The organism is Nocardia wallacei (assembly GCF_029869545.1).
In the GTDB taxonomy this organism is placed as follows: domain Bacteria; phylum Actinomycetota; class Actinomycetes; order Mycobacteriales; family Mycobacteriaceae; genus Nocardia; species Nocardia wallacei_A.
This window is the reverse complement of sequence record NZ_JARWQD010000342.1, coordinates 1-16,873: the sequence shown is the minus strand read 5'-3', so window position 1 is coordinate 16,873 and position 16,873 is coordinate 1. Positions and strand designations below refer to the sequence as shown.

At 71.0% G+C, this 16,873-nt stretch carries 16 protein-coding genes; 7 read left to right on the top strand and 9 right to left on the bottom strand.

Features of this window, described 5'->3' with window-relative positions:
- Positions 1 to 434 precede the first annotated feature (434 nt).
- A complete protein-coding gene (locus QH290_RS31000; RefSeq protein WP_280386754.1) occupies positions 435 to 2,150 on the top strand; it encodes a DEAD/DEAH box helicase in 1,716 nt (571 codons plus the stop codon).
- Positions 2,151 to 2,362: 212 nt separating this feature from the next.
- On the opposite strand, the gene QH290_RS30995 is transcribed toward QH290_RS31000, so the two are convergent.
- The gene (locus QH290_RS30995; protein WP_280268088.1) at positions 2,363 to 2,986 is read right to left on the bottom strand and encodes a TetR/AcrR family transcriptional regulator; all 624 of its coding nucleotides are present in this window, start codon (positions 2,984 to 2,986) and stop codon (positions 2,363 to 2,365) included.
- A 106-nt stretch (positions 2,987 to 3,092) separates the two neighbouring features.
- On the opposite strand from QH290_RS30995, the gene QH290_RS30990 reads away from it, so the two are divergent.
- Complete coding sequence (locus QH290_RS30990; RefSeq protein ID WP_280268087.1) at positions 3,093 to 3,833, top strand: SDR family NAD(P)-dependent oxidoreductase; 741 nt, start codon at positions 3,093 to 3,095, stop codon at positions 3,831 to 3,833.
- Here QH290_RS30990 and QH290_RS30985 read toward each other — a convergent pair whose 3' ends face one another.
- Positions 3,834 to 4,646 carry an AraC family transcriptional regulator gene (locus QH290_RS30985; protein WP_280386750.1) on the bottom strand — a complete coding sequence of 271 codons (813 nt, stop codon included), beginning with the start codon at positions 4,644 to 4,646 and terminating at the stop codon, positions 3,834 to 3,836.
- A gap of 55 nt (positions 4,647 to 4,701) precedes the next feature.
- On the opposite strand from QH290_RS30985, the gene QH290_RS30980 reads away from it, so the two are divergent.
- A complete protein-coding gene (locus tag QH290_RS30980) occupies positions 4,702 to 5,271 on the top strand; it encodes a class I SAM-dependent methyltransferase (RefSeq protein ID WP_280386749.1) in 570 nt (189 codons plus the stop codon).
- 134 nt (positions 5,272 to 5,405) lie between these two features.
- On the opposite strand, the gene QH290_RS30975 is transcribed toward QH290_RS30980, so the two are convergent.
- Together QH290_RS30975 and QH290_RS30970 are read right to left on the bottom strand one after the other, a co-directional pair.
- Positions 5,406 to 5,957: a hypothetical protein gene (locus tag QH290_RS30975; protein ID WP_280386747.1), complete on the bottom strand. Its 552-nt coding sequence runs from the start codon at positions 5,955 to 5,957 to the stop codon at positions 5,406 to 5,408.
- Between the two features lies 1 nt (position 5,958).
- Positions 5,959 to 7,743 (bottom strand): DEAD/DEAH box helicase, encoded by a 1,785-nt coding sequence (locus QH290_RS30970; RefSeq protein ID WP_280386745.1) that lies wholly within the window; start codon positions 7,741 to 7,743, stop codon positions 5,959 to 5,961.
- Positions 7,744 to 7,857: 114 nt separating this feature from the next.
- On the opposite strand from QH290_RS30970, the gene QH290_RS30965 reads away from it, so the two are divergent.
- Positions 7,858 to 8,610, top strand: coding sequence for a TetR/AcrR family transcriptional regulator (locus tag QH290_RS30965; protein WP_280386744.1), 753 nt, complete (start codon positions 7,858 to 7,860; stop codon positions 8,608 to 8,610).
- 89 nt (positions 8,611 to 8,699) lie between these two features.
- Here QH290_RS30965 and QH290_RS30960 read toward each other — a convergent pair whose 3' ends face one another.
- A complete protein-coding gene (locus QH290_RS30960) occupies positions 8,700 to 8,894 on the bottom strand; it encodes a DUF7455 domain-containing protein (RefSeq protein ID WP_068028733.1) in 195 nt (64 codons plus the stop codon).
- Positions 8,895 to 9,267: 373 nt separating this feature from the next.
- Between QH290_RS30960 and QH290_RS30955 the strand changes: the two genes are divergently transcribed.
- The 3 genes from QH290_RS30955 (at position 9,268) to QH290_RS30945 (ending at position 11,389) form a co-directional block, all read left to right on the top strand.
- Positions 9,268 to 9,651, top strand: coding sequence for a DUF952 domain-containing protein (locus QH290_RS30955; protein WP_280386743.1), 384 nt, complete (start codon positions 9,268 to 9,270; stop codon positions 9,649 to 9,651).
- A gap of 66 nt (positions 9,652 to 9,717) precedes the next feature.
- Positions 9,718 to 10,200, top strand: a complete 483-nt coding sequence (locus QH290_RS30950) for a cation:proton antiporter regulatory subunit (protein WP_280268076.1) — start codon at positions 9,718 to 9,720, stop codon at positions 10,198 to 10,200.
- 4 nt (positions 10,201 to 10,204) lie between these two features.
- Positions 10,205 to 11,389 (top strand): cation:proton antiporter, encoded by a 1,185-nt coding sequence (locus tag QH290_RS30945; protein ID WP_280268075.1) that lies wholly within the window; start codon positions 10,205 to 10,207, stop codon positions 11,387 to 11,389.
- 19 nt (positions 11,390 to 11,408) lie between these two features.
- Here the strand turns inward: QH290_RS30945 and QH290_RS30940 are convergent, their stop codons facing one another.
- From QH290_RS30940 to QH290_RS30925, 4 genes are all read right to left on the bottom strand, one after another.
- A complete protein-coding gene (locus QH290_RS30940) occupies positions 11,409 to 12,164 on the bottom strand; it encodes a rhomboid-like protein (RefSeq protein ID WP_280386739.1) in 756 nt (251 codons plus the stop codon).
- Positions 12,165 to 12,227: 63 nt separating this feature from the next.
- Positions 12,228 to 13,058: an MHYT domain-containing protein gene (locus tag QH290_RS30935; RefSeq protein ID WP_280268073.1), complete on the bottom strand. Its 831-nt coding sequence runs from the start codon at positions 13,056 to 13,058 to the stop codon at positions 12,228 to 12,230.
- A 280-nt stretch (positions 13,059 to 13,338) separates the two neighbouring features.
- Positions 13,339 to 14,931, bottom strand: coding sequence for a Na+/H+ antiporter (locus QH290_RS30930; protein ID WP_280386737.1), 1,593 nt, complete (start codon positions 14,929 to 14,931; stop codon positions 13,339 to 13,341).
- A 75-nt stretch (positions 14,932 to 15,006) separates the two neighbouring features.
- Positions 15,007 to 16,587, bottom strand: a complete 1,581-nt coding sequence (locus QH290_RS30925) for a Na+/H+ antiporter (protein ID WP_280386735.1) — start codon at positions 16,585 to 16,587, stop codon at positions 15,007 to 15,009.
- Positions 16,588 to 16,873: the final 286 nt, after the last annotated feature.

Sequence of the window (16,873 nt, the reverse complement as noted above, 5' to 3'; positions counted from 1 at the left end):
TGCCCGCTTGTCCGGATCGGAGCTGGGCGGGGTGTGTGCCCGCATGTCCGCACCCGGACCGGGTGCGGTGCCTGCCGCGTCCGCACCTGAACCGGGTGCGGTGCGTGGGCGCATGTTCGCCCCCGGGCCGGGCGCGGCGCTGTCGGCCGGAGGAGGGTCGTGTGCGTTCATCCTGTCTACAGCATCGCCCACGGGCGGGGGGAATATGCGAACGGCCGGGAAACGTGTCGCGCGGTACGGCCCTGTCGTGGGGAACCTCACACGCGGCGACGGGGCGCTCGGCTGAGCTGCAGGTCCGGCGAATGCGCTGGAGGTAGCGGATTTTGGCGTTCCGCGTCGGGCCTGGTGTCGCAACCGCACCGTTACCGGAGAGCCGCGCGTAAACCCCGCGTCGGATTGGCTTCGTGTCGGTGCGGGTCGCTAATCTCTGTCGAGTGACTTCGGGTGGTGGTGGTTCGTTACGTGCGTGGCAGCGCAGGGCTCTCACCAAGTATCTGACGACGAAGCCACGCGACTTTCTCGCGGTCGCGACGCCGGGTGCCGGTAAGACCACGTTCGCCCTGCGGCTGGCTTCCGAGCTGCTCGCCGACCGCACCGTCGATCAGGTGACGGTGGTGGCGCCGACCGAGCATCTCAAGCATCAGTGGTCGGCCGCGGCGGCGCGGGTCGGCATCGCTCTGGACTCCAACTTCTCCAACTCCACCGGCGGCACCTCGGGCGACTATCACGGCGTGGTGGTCACCTACGCGCAGGTCGCCTCGCATCCGTTCAAACATCGCGTGCGCACCGAGAACCGCCGCACCCTGGTGATTCTCGACGAGATCCACCACGCGGGTGACGCGAAGAGTTGGGGCGACGCGACCGCCGAGGCATTCGGCGACGCCACCCGCCGGCTGGCGCTGACGGGCACCCCGTTCCGCAGCGACGACTCGCAGATTCCGTTCGTCACCTACGAGCCCGACGAGTCCGGATTCCCGCGGTCGCACGCCGACTACGCCTACGGCTACTCCGAGGCGCTGGCCGACGGCGTCGTGCGGCCGGTGGTGTTCCTCGCCTACTCCGGCGATGCGCACTGGCGCGACAGCGCGGGCGAGGAGTATTCCGCCCGCCTGGGCGAGCCGATGAGCCTGGAACAGACGGCGCGCGCGTGGCGCACGGCCTTGGACCCGGCCGGTGACTGGATGTCGAAGGTGCTCGGCGCCGCGGACACCCGGCTGCGCCAGCTGCGCGCGACCGGTATGCCGGATGCGGGCGGCCTGGTGATCGCCACCGACCAGGAACGCGCCCGCGACTATGCCGAACTGCTGGAACATATTTCGGGCTCGCGCCCGGCGGTGGTGCTGTCCGACGATCCGGGCTCCTCGGAGCGGATCGCCGAATTCGCGGCCGGTACCGAGCCGTGGATGGTGGCGGTGCGGATGGTGTCCGAGGGCGTGGACGTGCCGCGCCTGGCGGTCGGGGTCTACGCGACCAGCGCCTCCACGCCGCTGTATTTCGCGCAGGCGATCGGCCGGTTCGTGCGCGCCCGCCGCCCCGGGGAGACGGCGAGCGTGTTCCTGCCGTCGGTGCCGGTGCTGCTGGATCTGGCCGCGCAGCTCGAGATCCAGCGCGACCACGTGATCGGTAAGCCGCACCGGGAGAAGAACGGCCTCGACGACGAGCTGCTGATCGAGGCCAACAAGCAGGAGGACGAGCCGGGCGACGAGGAGCGTAAATTCGTCGCGCTGGCCGCCGACGCCGAACTGGACCAGGTCATCTACGACGGCGACTCCTTCGGCACCGCGACCTTCGCGGGCAGCGACGAGGAGGCCGACTACCTCGGCATTCCGGGCCTGCTCGACGCCGAGCAGATGCGCGCGCTGCTGCGCGACCGCCAGACCCGCCAGGTCCAGGAGCGTAGCGCGGCCGCCGCCGGGGGATCGGAGCCGGGCCCGAGCGTCGCGGCCGCGGCCGAACGCGTCGCCACGGCCGACCGCCTGAGCGAGCTCCGCCGCGAACTCAACAGCCTGGTCGCCATGCACCACCACCGCACCGGCAAACCGCACGGCGTCATCCACGGCGAACTCCGCCGCGAATGCGGCGGGCCCCCCACAGCCCTGGCCACCGCCGACCAACTCTCCCAACGCATCACGGCCCTACGCCGCATGTAACCCCAACCCGCCCACGCCCCACCAACTCCGGCGTCCCGGGGCAGGTGTTCCCGCTGCGCTTGCCGTGCCCGGCATCGTCCGCCGTACACCTGATCCGTCTGCACTCTGCACCGACCTCTACTTTCCCAGCGTGCTCGCCCCCTATCGCCCGGCGCGCTCGCTCCCTATCGCCCGGCGCGCTCGCTCCCTCTTTTCCCGGTGTGCTCGCCTCTTCATTTCCCGGCATGCTTTTGGCCGGGATCCCTGGTCGGCCAGGCTGCGAGGGCGCGGTCTATGGAGCGGGTCAGTTGGGTCAGGTCGGCGCCGTCTCGGGCTTGGACGGACAGGCCGAACAGGACGGTGGCGTAGAAGTCGGCGAGTTCGGCGACGTCGGTGGCGGCGGGGAGGTCGCCGTCGGCGATGCCGCGGTTCAGGCGGTCGCGGATGTCTTCGACTGTCCCCCTGCGCTTTTCGGTGAGGAAGTCGCGGATCGCGGTGTTGCGGGTGGTGTAGGTGGATCCGGCCAGCACGACCATGCAGCCGCGCGGCGTGGTGCCGTCGACGTAGGCGCGGGCATTGTCGCGCAGCATGGCCTCGATGGCGGCGTGGGCGGTGGACTCCTCGCGCAGGGCGCGCTCGGTGTAGCTGCCCTCGGTGCAGCCGTAGAGGCCCACCGCCTCGCGGAACAGCTGTTCCTTACCACCGAACGCCGCGTACAGGCTGGGGGAGTTGATGCCCATGGCGGCGGTGAGGTCGCTCATCGAGGCGCCCTCGTAGCCGTGCTCCCAGAACACCTCCATGGCGCGCCGCAGGGCGAGCTCACGGTCGAAGGCGCGGGGCCGCCCGCGTTCACCCACGTCCGCTCCTTTCTGTGTCGATCGTTAAATATACCCCTTGACGCGAACCGGTGCGGTCTGGTTGAGTCATTTATGTACTGATCGACACAGAATTAGGAGCGCAGAGATGAACGACCTGACCGGCACCGTTGCCCTCGTGACCGGAGGCAGCCGTGGCATCGGCGCGGCGATCGTGCGGCGGCTGGCGGCCGCGGGCGCGGACGTCGCGCTGACCTACCACAGCGGCGAGGAGAACGCGCGCAAGGTGGTCGCCGAGATCGAGGCGCTGGGCCGTCGCGGGCTGGCCGTGCGCGCCGACAGTGCCGACGCGGGGGAGATCACCGCGGCGGTGCACCGCGCCGCCGAGGAGCTGGGACGGCTCGACATCCTGGTCAACAACGCCGGGATCTTCCCGGCCAAGCCGTTCGAGGAGTTCACCGTCGACGAGATCGACCGGGCGCTGCACATCCATTCGCGGGCGCCCTTCGTCGCCGCGCAGGCCGCGGTGGCGCACATGGGCGCGGGCGGCCGGATCGTCAGCATCGGCTCGAACCTGACCGACCGAGCGCTGTTCGGCGGGCTGGCGCTGTACAACCTGAGCAAGTCCGCGCTCAACGGCTTCACCAAAGCCCTTGCACGCGAACTGGGCCCGCGTGGCATCACCGTGAATCTGGTGCAGCCCGGCTCGACCGACACCGATATGAACCCGGCCGACGGCGACCACGCCGACCAGCAATTGCAGTTCAATCCGCTGGGCCGCTACGCCCGTCCGGAGGACGTGGCCGCCACGATCGCCTTCCTCGTGAGTCCGGAGGGCAGGTCGGTCAACGGCGCCGTCCTCACCGTGGACAGCGGCACCAACGCCTGACTACCGCGCGAAGTACCGCCCCGGCGACACCCCGACCGCGCGCCGGAACGCGGCGACGTAGGCGCTGGCGGAGGCGTAGCCGACCCGCTCGGCGATGCGGGCCACCGAGAGTCCGCTCGCCAGCAGCGGCAGGGATGCGGCCAGCCGGATCTGAGTTCGCCACTGCCCGAAGGTGATTCCCGTCTCGGCAAGGAACAGCCGGGCCAGTGTGCGCGGGCTGGCGGCGGCCGCGGGGGCGAATTGCGCGAGGGTCCGGTCGTCGGCGGGGTCGCGCAGCAGTGCGTCGGCGACGATCCGGGCCCGGGGGTCCTCCGGCAGCGGCGCGCCCACCGGGATCACCTCGACCGGTTCCAGTAGATCGAAGACCACGGCCTCGGCGCGCTCGCGCTGCTCCGGCTCGAGCGCGTCGCCGTGACCGCCGAATTCCCCTGCGGGACCGGCACTTCGGGCCCCGCCGGTCAGGTGGTCGAACAGCTCGTGCAGCAGCCGCCCGACGCGCAGCAGGGTCGGCCGGGTGAAGGCGACCGGGCAGCGGCCCGGTTCGACATAGATCCCGCGCATCGCAGCACCCTGCAGGGCACCGGTGCGGTGCGGTGTCCCGCCCGGAATCCACAGCGCGCGTGTCGGCGGCAATACCCAGTGGCCCGCGCCGACCTCCACGGCGATGACTCCCCGTGAGGCCCAGGCGATCTGGTGCTGTGGATGCCGGTGCGGGTCGAACCAGAATCCCGCGGGCAGCACCCCGCTGCCGAAAACCATGGCGGTGGGCCCGGTCGGCGGGGCGGAGATGACGGCATGACCGTTCTGCGACACAATCTGGCAGCGTAGCGTCTCGTGGCCAGCGCCGCGGCGCCCTACCGTTGCCGACATGGGGATGAACCTGTTGCATCGCATGCTCTGCCGGTCCGCGTTCTGGGAGCGCGCCAGCGCCACCAAGATCGTGCCGTGGGCGCTGTCCGGCCTGGACCTCGGTGACTCCGCACTCGAGATCGGGCCCGGGTACGGCGCCAATATCGAGGCCCTGCGGCAGCGGGCGGCGACGCTCACCGGACTGGAGATCGATCCGGCGCTCGCCGCCCGGCTGCGGGACCGCAAGGGTGGGCGCCTGCGGGTGCTCGACGGCGACGGTACCGCAATGCCCTTGCCCGACAAGGAATTCAGCTCGGTCGTCTGCTTCACGATGCTGCATCACGTGCCGTCCCCCCAGCGGCAGGACGCCTTGTTCGCCGAGGCCCTGCGGGTCCTGCGCCCCGGCGGGCTCTTCGCCGGGAGCGACGGCCTCGACAGCCGCGGTTTCCGCCTGATCCACCTGGGCGACACCTGCGTCCCCGTCCCACCCGACACCCTCCCCACCCGCCTCGCCCGAGCAGGTTTCACCGACATCGAAGTCGACACCGGCGCAGGAAGCCTCCGCTTCCGAGCCCACCGCCCCACCTAACCCCCACCGGTCGGCAGACATCCGGTTCCCGCACCCTCTGCCGGTTCCCGCACCCACTCCAGGGCCCTGCAAGGCGTGCGGGAACGAACAAGGGGTGCGAGGAGTGGGCTCGGCCGACCGGTGGGGGTGTGGGGTCAGGTGGGGATTTCGAAGAAGGTTGCGGGGGTGAGGGTGTCGAGGGGGGTCCAGCGGGGTGGTGGGGCGTCGGTGGCGGTAGGTGCGGCTGTGTCTCGGTAGCCCTGTAGATCCAGTGCCAGCCAAGGGTTTTCGTCTACGGCGTGGGCGAGGGCGTAGCAGGTGGCGAGCAGGTGCAGGCAGCGGGACTTGCGGGCCGAGCAGGAGCAGTCGGTGCTGTGCAGCCGCGGGGCCACCGCCACCCCGGCGGCGCGCAGTGATTCGTGCACGGCGTCGGCGAGTTCGACCGCGTCCTGCGGGAGCCGCGCCGCGATCGCCTCGACGGTGGCCGCGGGCAGGGGCTCCAGTTCCACGTGAGTGACCGACGCCTGGCCGCCGCGGTGAACGGCCGCCCGCACCACCCGTCCCTCGATCTCCAGTCGGACGCCGCCGTTGCGGGCGATACTGCGGGCGCGGGGGAGCAGTGGTTCCGGCCGGGACACCCGCAGCGGTTCGGCCAGGCGCACCCAGTCCATGCCCCAGGCGGTGTACCCGAATTCGTTGTCGGCCATGTCAATTGCCTCGCTTGCGCCGCAGGATCTCGAGCAGGTGCTCGTCGTCGAGGCGGGCCAGCGCCGCGACACCCGAGCCGGAGTCCGCCGTGTCGGTGAGGTCGGCGAGCGCGGATTTGCGACCGTGCATACCGGCGATGTGCTCCTCCACGGTCGTGCCCGTGGTGAGCGTGGTGATGGTGACCGGCCGGGTCTGTCCGATCCGGTGCGCGCGGTCGGATGCCTGCGCCTCCACGGCCGGATTCCACCAGCGGTCGTAGTGCACGACGTCGGCGGCGCGGGTCAGCGTCAGGCCCGTCCCGGCCGCGCGCAGGCTCAGCACCAGCACCGGCGGACCGTCCGGCGATTGGAACCGGCGCACGATATCGGCGCGCTCGGCGGAGTTCAGACCACCGTGGAAGAAGGGCGCCGCCACCCCGAACCGCTCGGCGCAGTGCCGGACCAACAGCTCGCCGGTGCGCCGATACTGTGTGAAAACCAGTGTGGGCGAGCCGATCTCGAGATTGTTGGCGAGGATGTCGGCGCACACGTCGAACTTTCCGGAGCGCCCGGTCAGCTCGTCGAGTTCCCCGGTGATCAGGCCCGGATGGTTGCACACCTGCTTCAGTGCGGTCAGGGCGGCGAGTACGCGGCTCTGCCGCTGCGCACCGCTGCCGAACCCCTCGGCCTCGGCCTTGTCGAGCAGCTGGTCGTAGAGGCGCTGCTGCTCGTCGGTGAGGTCGCACACGAGATCGGTGTGGATCTTCGGTGGCAGCGCGGACGCGACCTGAATTTTCTTGCGCGCCAGCACGATCGGTTCGAGAGTGTCGCGCAGCCGGACGGCGGCCCCCTCCGAGCCCTCGTGGATCGGCCGCACGAACCGCCGACGGAACTGCGTCTTGTGCGTGAAGGCCCGGGGCGCCACCAGATTGAGCAGCGCCCACAGCTCGTCGAGGTGATTCTCCACGGGCGTGCCGGTGAGGGCGATCCGGGCGTCGGCCCGCAGGGCGCGTGCCGCGCGGGACACCTGGGTGCGCGGATTCTTCAGCACCTGTGCCTCGTCGAAAATAGCTGTCGCCCACGGTATCTCGGCGAGGGTTCGCCCGTGACCGCGCAGTGTCGGATAGCCGGTCACGACGATCGTCCCCGGCTCGGCGGGGTCGAGATCCCCGCCGCGCCACAGGATCGGCCGCAGCCCCGGCGCGAACCGCTCGATCTCGTGCGCCCAGTTGCCCACCAGCGAGGTCGGGCACACCACGAGTTGCGGGCCCGGCTCGGCCCGACCGAGCAGATACCCGATGGCCTGCACGGTCTTGCCGAGCCCCATCTCGTCCGCCAGGACCGCCCCGCCGTGCGTCGCGGCGGTCTCGCGCAGCCACGCGATGCCGCGCGCCTGATAGGGCCGCAGCTGCGCCTTCAGCGTCGTCCGCAGTTCCGCCGCGACGGCCTCGCTCCCCACGCAGGCTCGCACCGCCCGCTCGGCCGACACGATCGCCGTCCGAGCCGCATTGGGCACCGCATGCCCGACCGGCGGCAGTCCACCCACGCCATTCCCGACACCCGCGCCCGCCGCCGCGACCGTGTTGGCGGTGTTGTCGGTGCCCAGGATCGCGCGCCAAGCGGTGACCGAGGGGCCCGGGGCGGAGATCGGGAGGGACAGGAAGTGTTCCGGGTCGGTCAGGGTGCAATCCACCGTGGTGACGGTGAGCGCGGTGCCGTCGGGGGTGGGGACGGCGAGGGGGAGTGGCTCGCTGTCGGCGGGGCCGGGGCCGGGGGTGGTGCCGTTCCACGTCCACAGGGCGAACATGTGACGGTCCGGCAGGTAGGTTGCCTGGGTGGGCAGAGTGGACCTCCCGATCTGAGTACGCTGTACGAGGTATTATAACTCCGTACATCGTACTGATATTCCACGAGGAGTGCCATGGTCGAGGATTCGGCCGTCGAACAGGCGAAACAGCTGCTGAGCCTGCTGTGGCGGGAGGAGCTGCCGCTCCGGCAGGGGGCGCGCGGTCCCAAGCAGACGGTCAGCGTCGACGCGGTGGTCCGCGCCGCGGTCGCGATCGCCGACCGCGACGGGTACGACAGGATCTCCATCCGCGCGGTCGCCGCCGAACTCGGCCTCGGCCCGATGACCCTGTACACGTATGTCCCCAGCAAAGAGGCGCTGATCGTCCTGATGGTGGATGCCGTCGCCGCCGAGGACGCGCCCATCGATCCGGCCCTGCCCGCGCGCGAGCGGATGGCCGCGATCGCCACGCAGGTGCGCACCGAACTGCTCGCCCACCCCTGGCTGCTGGAGGTCCCGCCGTGGCGCCTGGTGCTGGGCCCGGGCCGGATGCGCCGCTACGAGCGGCAGCTGGCCGCGCTGGAGGGCATCGGGCTGACCGATCTCGAGATGGACCGGGTGATCGCGGTGCTGTCGGAGTTCGCCACCGGCAATGCGCGGATGGCGGTGGCCGCACGGCGCAGCGCCCGGGAGATGTCCGACGAGCGGTGGTGGGAAGTGCACGGCCCCTTGCTGACTCGGCTCATGCCCGTGGCGGAATACCCGCTGGCGGGGCGGGTCGGGGCGACGGTGGGGGAGAAGTATCAGGCGCCGGGCGATCCGGACGGCGCCTTCGACTACGGGCTGGATCGGTTGCTGGCGGGCATCGAGGCCGGGCTGCCCGGATAGCCCCGGCATGCGGAACGGGCGGCCACCCGGCCGCCCGTTCGGGATGTTCTGTTGGAGGGTTCAGTTTTCGATCGGACTGAAGGAGCTGATTACAGCGCCGGCGCCGACTCCGTGTCGATCACGGCCTCGAGCTCTTTGAGACGATCCATGTGCTCGTTGGCGTGATGCTGGCAGAAGAGCAACTCGCCACCGCCGGGAAGGGTCGCACGCACGCGCGCGGCCGCCCCGCAGCGGTCGCAACGGTCGACCGCGGTCAGTGGGGTGCTAGTCAGTGTTCCTGGCATGACTCCTCCGTCCTGGCTCCCGGCGCAGAAGACCGTTCGCCTGGGTGTGGGGCTCGCGGTCCCTTCCGCGAGCTCGCTACCGCTACTTCCCAGCAGTGGTGTATGACTACTCTGTCAGACGTTCGGGACGGGGGCTTTGTTCCCGGAGATGTTTCTTTGTGTTTTCCCTAACATGACCAGGCGTTTCGCCGAAAGCGAACAGCCGGTCAGCGCGGGGCGAAGCGTGGCAACCACTTCCGTGAACAGGCCGATCCAGTTGTCTATCGGCAGACTACCCCGCAGCACCGACAATCACACTCCGCTTACGGCAAACTCCGAGGCCACCGCCCCGCGGCAGCTGCGGGTCCCGGCGCCCGGCGGATAGGGTCGAGCGATGATCGACGACGAGGCCCGAAAGGTCAAGGCGGACACGCTGGTTCACATGTGCACCCGTGCGGAGTGGGAGGCCGCCCGGGCAACGGGGCAGCGCCGCCCGCCCTCACTGGACGAGGCCGGTTTCATCCACCTGTCCACGCCCCGGCAGGTGCACCTGCCCGCCAACCGCTTGTTCGCCGATCACGACGATCTGGTGCTGCTGTGGCTCGATCCGGATCTGCTCGCCGCCCCCGTGCGCTGGGAACCGGGGGTGCCCACCGATCCGGCGTCCATGCGCTTTCCCCACCTGTACGGTCCGCTGCCGGTCGCGGCGGTGACGGCCGTCACCGATTACCGGCCCGGGCGGGACGGCGTCTTCGCCGAACCGTCGCCACCGGTCTGAGGTCCGGGCCGCCCACGGTGTCCTGCCGCGTTCGGCCCCGGCCCCCGCGCCGCTTAGGCTGGACATGTGAACGTCGACGTGACAGCGCTGCCCGGCATCGGGGTACGCAAGGACTTCGAGGTGCGATCGGGCCGGCGGGTCGGAGTCGTCGCCCATCGCGACGGCGGGCTGGACCTGATCATCTCCAAGTCCGACGACCCGGACGCCTGCGCCGCCCAGGTCCCGCTGACCACCGACGAGGCCGCGGCGCTGGCGAATCTGCTGGGCGCGCCGCAGCTGGTGGAGAAGCTCAACGAGGACCACCGGGACATGCCCGGCATCGTCACCCGGCAGCTGCCGATCGGCGAGCGATCCCCGTATCAGGGCCGCATGCTGGGGGAGACCCGCATGCGCACCCGCACCAAGGCGTCGATCGTCGCGGCGATGCGGGCCGGGCAGGTGCATCCGTCGCCGGGCCCCGATTTCGTCCTGGCCACGGGCGATCTGCTGGTCGTGGTCGGTACTCCCGACGGGCTGGACTCGGCCCTGGCGATCCTGACCGACGGGTGAGGCGGTGGGCTCCACCGCGTTAGCTCTGGTTCAACTCGGTTCGATCTTGTTCGCCCTGGGCGTGCTCGGGCGCCTGGCCGGTCGTTTCGGGATGTCTCCGATTCCGCTGTATCTGCTGGGCGGCTTGGCATTCGGCCAGGGCGGCGTGATCAAGCTCGAATCCGCCACCGAGTTCGGTCATGTCGCCGGCGAGATCGGGGTGGTGCTGCTGCTGTTGCTGCTGGGCCTCGAATACACCGCGGCGGAACTGGTGACCGGGATGCGCCGCTCCTGGCTGGCCGGACTGGTCGACATCGTCGCCAACGCGACGCCGGGCGTGCTGGTGGCCTTGATGCTGGGCTGGGGCCTGGTCGGCGCGGTGACGATGGGCGGGGTCACCTATATCTCCTCCTCCGGAATCGCGGCGAAGGTGCTCAACGATCTGGGCCGCCTGGGCAACCGCGAGACACCGGTGGTGCTGTCGATCCTGGTGTTCGAGGATCTGGCGATGGCGGTGTACCTGCCGATCCTCACCACCCTGCTGGCCGGGCTCGGATACCTGGCCGGGCTGCGTTCCCTGGCGGTGGCGATGCTGGCGATCACGTGCGTGCTGGTGGTGGCGCTGCGCTACGGCCGGTACGTCTCGGCGATCGTGGACTCCGCCGACAAAGAGGTGTTCCTGCTCAAGCTGCTGGGTGCGGCCCTGCTGGTGGCCGGGGTCGCGTCGGCGCTGCACGTCTCGGCCGCGGTCGGCGCGTTCCTGCTGGGCATCGCCATCTCCGGATCCACCGCGCAGAGCGCCGCCAAGCTGCTGGAACCGCTGCGGGATCTGTTCGCGGCGATATTCTTCGTGGCCTTCGGGCTCAACACCGATCCGCAGGCCATCCCGCCCGTGCTCGGCTGGGCGGTGGCGCTGGCGGTGGTGACCGTGCTGACCAAGATCGGCACCGGTTGGTGGGCGGCGCGCTGGCAGGGCATTCGGCGGATGGGCCGCGCCCGCGCCGGGGCGGCGCTGGTCGCGCGCGGCGAATTCTCCATCGTCATCGCGGGATTGGCGGTGTCGATGGGTGCGGTCGACCGCGAGTTGGCAGCGCTGGCCTCTGCCTACGTGCTGCTGATGGCGGTCCTCGGCCCGATCGCCGCCCGGGTGGTCGAACCCGCGGTGCGCCTGGTGCAGCGCGGTACGCGGCCCACGCCCGCCAACGGCTGACTCGGGTTGCGCGACACGGTCATTCGGGTTCGGGCCGCGAGGTCCGGGCCCGCCGTTCCAGCCGTCGCGACACCCCCACGGCGATCGCGCCGACCAGGAATCCGAGCAGGGCGGCGGTCAGGTGGCCGTAGTCGGTGAAGGTGCGGCCGTGCCAGGCCGCCAGCCCGAACCAGGCGAGCAGCCCGCCCGCCCACGCCCACCGTGCGGCGCCGGGCAGGTGGTAGGTCAGGGCGGCGAGGACCGCCGAAAACCCGTAGGACGCACCGACATCCGACACGACCGCCACCTTCAGCGGAATCAGCCCGTGGTCGACGGCGTAGGCGATGCCGGTGACCGTCAGCAGCGTCGCGCCGACGTGGCCGACGGCGAACACCAGCACCCAGCGGACGGTGCCCAGCCAGCGCTCGGCGAAGGCCATCACGGTCAGGAAGCCGAGGATGATCATCCACGGGAACCCGCCCTCGGTCCAGAACGCCGATGCCACCAGCACCTGGACCGGATCGCGCTGCATATTGTGCAGATTGGTGGAGGCCGACAGGATCAGCCGGTGCCCGGCGATATCGCTGATGCCCCGCAGCGTCCACCAGGTGACGAACAGCGTGAACGCGTACGCGCAGCTGGCGGGGGCGCCGCCCAGATGGTCGTGCACCACCCGCGCGGCCCGGTAGACCCGCTCGGGCCCGCGCCACCAGTCCGCCAGCGCCCGCCGCATCGCCCCGGCATCGAGGGTCCGGGTCCAGGGGGAGCGGTAGTGGTGCAGGACGGAAGCGGGCACACCGGTAAGTCTCGCCCGAGCCGGGTTCGCCCGCCCGCCGACGCGCCACGCGAGGCGGGGTGGTCACCATCTGTGGTCGGGGGGATGGATGCGGTCCGGTTCGTGGAGGTCGGTGGGGCGGGTGCGGCTGGGCCAGTAGCGGCTGGCGTACTGGCCGCGGATGCGGCTGAGGTCGGGCTCATCGATGTCGGTGATGCCGACCTGGAACAACAGCAGCAGGGTGACCATGCCGACGCCGATGATCAGCGGGGTCAGCAGCTGATGCGCCTGCGCGCCGACGGGGGCCTGCAGATGGGTGGCCATGTGCGCGTGCATGGCGAACATGCCGGTGTAGTGCATGCCGCACACCGCCACGCCCATGATCAGCGCCGCACCGACGGTGGCCGCGAGGCCGCGCACGTGCAGGGCGAACCACAGCGCGGCGGTCGCCGCCACCACCGCGATGAGGATCGACAGCAGCACGATCCACGGGTCGTAGCGCACCGCCGCATTCGTCTTCATCGCGTACATGCCCGAGTAGTGCATGGCGGCGACCCCGAGCCCGGTGACCGCGCCGCCGGTCAGCAGCGCGAACAGGCCGCCGTGCCGCCGCATCACGATCGACAGCCCGACCCACACCACCGTCATGGCGATCGCCGCGCTGACGAGCGTGATCGGCACGTCGTAGCGAATGGTCGCGTTGTGGACCGAAAAGCCCAGCATCGCAATGAAATGCATGACCCAGATCCCCGTGCCGCCGAGCGCGACGGCCGCCGTGACGGTCCACCCGTCGCGCCGGCTGCCGGAGCGCGCGCGGACCATGCAGCGCAGCGCCAGCAGGGAGCCGGTGACCGACATGAGATAGGCCAGCGCGGGAGTCAGCCAGCCGTAGGTGAAGTGGTCGATTTCCAGCATGCGAGCTCCTTGCCAGAACGATTCCCGCCGGTCCCTCGACGGCAATACGCCGAACATTAGCCGCGAACCCGCAGGTAGTAAATTTGCCGCAGAACCATCCGTAGAATTAGCTGAGTTTGCTGGCGGGCATGCGCGCAGGTAGCTGCCGCGCCGATGATCGGTTACGGCGCCGATGATCGGTGTCTATCCCGCTCGACACGATCCGGCCGACAGTCGACCATCCCGCCCGCCGCGGCCGAAGCCGTTCCGGCACAGCATGTTCGGCACCGGCGGGTGGCGCTCAGCGGTTCTCGGGCCGGTGCAGATGGATGCGCAGGTCCAGGTGCCGGATGACGCGATCGACGACCTCGGTCGGTGCCGCGGGGTCGCGCCGCACGGCCACGGCCTCCCGCCGTCCGGCGGCATGGATCTCGGTCGTGATGCGCGAGAGCGGGCCGGTGATCCGCAGGGTGCGCCCGGTGGACACGGCGACCCGGGTGTCGGTGCCGGTGGCGAAGGTCGGCCGCTCGGCGAAACCCTCCCGCAGGGAGCGATAGATGTCGTCGGGAAGCCGCTCGGCCGCGGCGAGCTGGTCCAGGCGGGCGAGCTGGGCGTCGCGCACCCGCCGCCACAGGCGGCGCTCGAACTCACGGTCGGAGACGGCGTCGGCACGCACCCCGGTGGCCCGCACGACGGCGGGCAGCGTCGGCCCCTGCACCAGCAGGGTGAACAGCACGACCGCGAAGGCGATGAACAGGATCTCGCCGCGCCCCGGGAACGGCGCGCCGGTATCGGTGGTGAACGGAATCGCCAGCGCCAGGGCCACCGTGACCACGCCGCGCTGACCGGCCCACCAGGTGACCAGCGTTTCCCGCCAGGTGTAGGGCTCGTCCACCGCGCGACGGCGCCACCAGCGGTGCAGCGGCGCCCAGATCGCGGTGAGCCAGCCCAGTCGCAGCGCGACCACCACCGCGACCACCGCGGCCGCGATGCCGAGCAGGCCGGGCCACGCCGCGCCCACCCCCGTCAGCGCGCTGCGCAGTTCCAGGCCGACGAGACCGAAGGCGAATCCGGTCACCAGCATTTCGGTGATCTTCCAGAACGAATCGCCCATCAGGCGATAGTCGGAGGCGCAGCAGCTCAGGGCCGTCTCGCTGAAGTACAGCGAGCACACGAGGACGGCCAGCACCGCGGATCCGCCCCAGGCGGCGGCCAGTCCGTAGGCGGCGAAGGGCAGCAGCAGCCCGAGCGCCACCTGCCAGCTCGCCTCGTCCAGCCGCCGGGCGAGGCGGGTGCCGCACCAGCCGAGTGCCAGGCCGACGGCCAGCGCCACCGCGGCCGAGACGACCAGATCCCCCGCGGCATGCCAGGCCGAGAAATGGCCGGTCGACACCGCCCGCACCGCCACGGTGTAGACGACGACCGCGAGGACATCGTTGAACAGGCCCTCACCCTCCAGCGCGGCCACCAGCCGCCGCGGCAGGCCCAGCCGCCCGGCGATTCCCGACACCGCCACCGGATCCGGCGGCGCGACCAGTGCGCCCAGCACCAGCGCCGCGGCGAAGGGTATGGCGGGATGCCAGGCGTGCGCGGCGGCCGCGACCGCGACCGCCGTCGCGAGGACCAGCCCGACGGCAGTCAGGCCGATGGTGCCCCAGTTCGCCGCGAACTGCCGCCACGACGTCCGCCGCGCGGAGGCGTACAGCAGGGGCGGAAGTACCAGCGGCAGAATCAATGTCGGATCGAAGGGGGTGGTCGGTACGACGGGGAGCAGGGCCAGCGCGCAGCCGAACACGGTCATCAGGACCGCGGGCGCGAGTCCGGTGCGGCGCGCGATCGGCTGCGCGAGAACGGTCGCGAGCAGCAGCACGAACACCAGCACCAACTTGTCCACGCCCCGACTCTGCGGTGGCAGCCTGAGAGCCGCCCAACAGCAGCCTGATGGTCGGCGGGTGTAAACCGGGCCGCGTTATGTCGGTCGCAGATCCAGCCTGCGCATCAGCCGGTCGACCACGTCGGGCGGAATGCCGGGTTCGCGGCGAGCGGCCAGCGCCTCGGTGCGCCCGGCCTCGAGCACCTCGTTTCTGATCGCGCCCATCTTGCCGGTGAAACGCAGCGCCTTGTCGACCGATTTCGCATCGTCGGCGGCCTCGGCCGCCTCGGGGTCGGCGCGGGAGAGGCGGCGTTCGAAACCCTCGCGCATGCGCTGGTACACCTCGTCGGGCAGATCCTCGCTGTCGGCGATCTCCTCGAGCCGCGCGAGTTCGGCGCGCAGGATCCGCGTCCACAGCCGGCGTTCGAGCGCGCGCTCCTGCTCGGTGTCGGCCTGCACATGGGTGGCGCGCACGACCGCCGGGAGCGTCGGTCCCTGCAGCAGCAGCGTGAACAGCACGACGGCGAAGGCGATGAACAGCACCTCGGCACGCCCCGGGAAGGGCTCCCCGGCGTCGGTGGTGAACGGGAGGGCCAGCGCCAGCGCGACCGTGACGACGCCGCGCATCCCCGCCCACCAGGTGACGACGGATTCGCGCCAGGTGTAGGGCTCGTCGGCGTCGCGGCGGCGCCACCAGCGCTGAAAGACCTCGGTGGTGAGCAACAACCAGATCAGCCGCAGGAATACGACCACGGCGATGACCGCCCCCGCCACACCGAGCAGCCGCTGCCAGTCCGGTCCGGTCGCGGCCAGCACATTGGTGAGCTCGAGGCCGATGAGCCCGAAGGCGACACCGGTGACCAGCATGTCGATGACATCCCAGAACGAGTCGCCGACGATGCGGTAGGCGCTGTCGCTGAAATCCGTTGCGGCATCGGTCAGATACAGCGCGCACACCAGGACGGCCAGGACGGCGGACCCGTGCCAGAGCTCGGCGAGGCCGTACGCGGCGAACGGCAGCAGCAGGCCCAGCGCCACCTGCCAGGCCGCCTCGCTCAGTTTGCGCATGAGGCGGCTGCCCGCCCATCCCAGCGCGAATCCGACCGCGAAGCCCACCACCGCCGACACCAGGAAGTCGATCACCATGTGCCAGGCCGAGAAGCGCCCGGTGACCACCGCCATGACCGCGACGTTGTAGAGCACCACGGCGGTGACGTCGTTGAACAGCCCCTCACCCTCGAGCACCGAGACCAGGCGGCGGGGCAGCCCGAGCCGGTCGGCCAGCGCGCTGACCGCGACCGGATCCGGCGGCGCGACCAGGGCGCCGAGCGCCAGCGCCGTTCCCAGCGGGATCCCCGGATACCAGGCGTGGAAGACCGCGGCGACCGCGACGGCCGTCGCCACCACCAGGCCGACGGCACGCAGCAGGATCGCCCCCGCGCTGTCGGCGAACTGCTGCCAGGACGTGCGCCGGGCCGAGGCGTACAGCAGCGGCGGCAGCACCAGCGGGAGGATCAGCTCGGGATCGATATCGATGTTCGGCACGAACGGAATCACCGCGAGCACCAGCCCGAACACGGTCATCAGCACCGCGGGCGCCAGCCCGGTACGCCGCCCCAGCGGCTGCGCCAGGATCGTCGCGAACGCCAGCACGAACACCAACACCAACTGATCCACGACATTTCAGTCTGCTGGTGTGTCGCGGGAATGGGTCGCAAGCACCCCGGCGAGTCCTCACCCGGACGTCTCGCCAGGAAGGGATACGGTCTCCGCAACAACGAGATCGGGGCGCCCCAACGGAGTTTGGGGGGCCCCGCCCGGGGGGGGGGAGGGGGGGGGTTTGCGGCGGGGCCGGGGGGGGGGGGGGGGGGGGGGGGGGGGGGGGGGGGGGGGGGCCGCGGCGGCCCCCCCCCCGCCATGGTCGCGGCATTCTCCCGCGATCCGTCGTCGGGCTATCACGTGG